We start from the raw sequence: 1177 nt of genomic DNA, 5'->3' as shown, positions 1-1177 counted from the left end.
TTGGCCAGCCACATGCGTGCCGACCTCGTTTGCGATGCTCTCAACCAAGCGCTCGTATCGCGGCAACGAAAAGGTTCCTCTCTCATTTTTCACAGTGATCGAGGTAGCCAATACGGGAGCAAGACCTATCGCGATATCCTCCAGCAGGCAGGCATCACTCAAAGCATGTCGCGTCGGGCAAATCCCTATGACAACGCTTGGACGGAATCTTTCATGAGCACGCTCAAAAGAGAAATGCTCCAAGACGGTTGCTTCATCGAAGACTGTGATGCCCGCACCGAACTTTTTACCTTTATCGAAAGCTACTACAACACGCGTCGAAAGCACTCTTCTCTAGGATACCAATCACCCTCCAAATTCGAAACTCTCTTCAACCAAAACTAACCCACAAACTGGTCCAGAAATCAGTTGCACCTCATTTCGAGTAGAACCTTTGTCACCTCGAACTCGCCAAATTTCTCCACTGTCAGCCACAGAATCCATCAACTGCAAACTCGCCCACCGCGCAATGCCAGCCACCGAACCGATACGCCGACCTCGCCTACCGCGCAAAATCTTGTCGTAGAGCATTCGTCATCTCGAACTCGCCATTCAAAACACTGCAATGTCCGCAATGCTTATATTGGATAACGTCTCAGCACACCCAATCCGACCGACTCAGCGCGCTTTCACTACTTCTACCACGCTCACTCCTCCCGTCAATCCTCTAACTCGCCAGCGCGGTCGGATTTGTGGTGCTGCGCATTGTTGGGCTAGTTCTGTCCAAGCGACCTCGAAGAACTCATCAAGCAACGGTTCGTCAAATCCTACCCGAACGCCAACAAAATAGAACCTGAGTCGCGAACCCAAACGCCAATTTCTGCTCTAGTTTGGTTTGCTGCCAGCCACTACTGCGCAACCATGTCAAATCGTCGAATTCACCAACAAAACAGAACCTCGATTCCAAGCCTATCCACAGCCAAAGCCGCAACAGTTCAATCGAGCACGAGCTCCTCTTCGGCGAAATAGTTCAAAGCCACGACAGAACATACAGAACCGAATCTCTAGAGCCTATTCCAAGCCCAACGTTTCAGCACACCCAATCCGACCGACTCAGCGCGCTTTCACTAGTTCTATCACGCTCCCTCCTCCCGTCAATCCCTCAACTCGCCAGCGCGGTCGGATTTGTGGTGCTGCG

The 1177-nt window shown here is 51.6% G+C and carries 1 protein-coding gene; it reads left to right on the top strand.

Annotated elements, in window-relative coordinates:
* Positions 1-384 (top strand): integrase core domain-containing protein (locus IE099_RS20585; RefSeq protein WP_229809631.1); only part of this gene is annotated, 384 nt, incomplete at its 5' end.
* Positions 385-1177 lie beyond the last annotated feature (793 nt).

This window comes from Roseibacillus persicicus (assembly GCF_014651675.1).
GTDB lineage: Bacteria > Verrucomicrobiota > Verrucomicrobiia > Verrucomicrobiales > Akkermansiaceae > Roseibacillus > Roseibacillus persicicus.
Note: the sequence above shows the minus strand (reverse complement) of the source record. Positions and strands in the feature narration are given on the sequence as shown.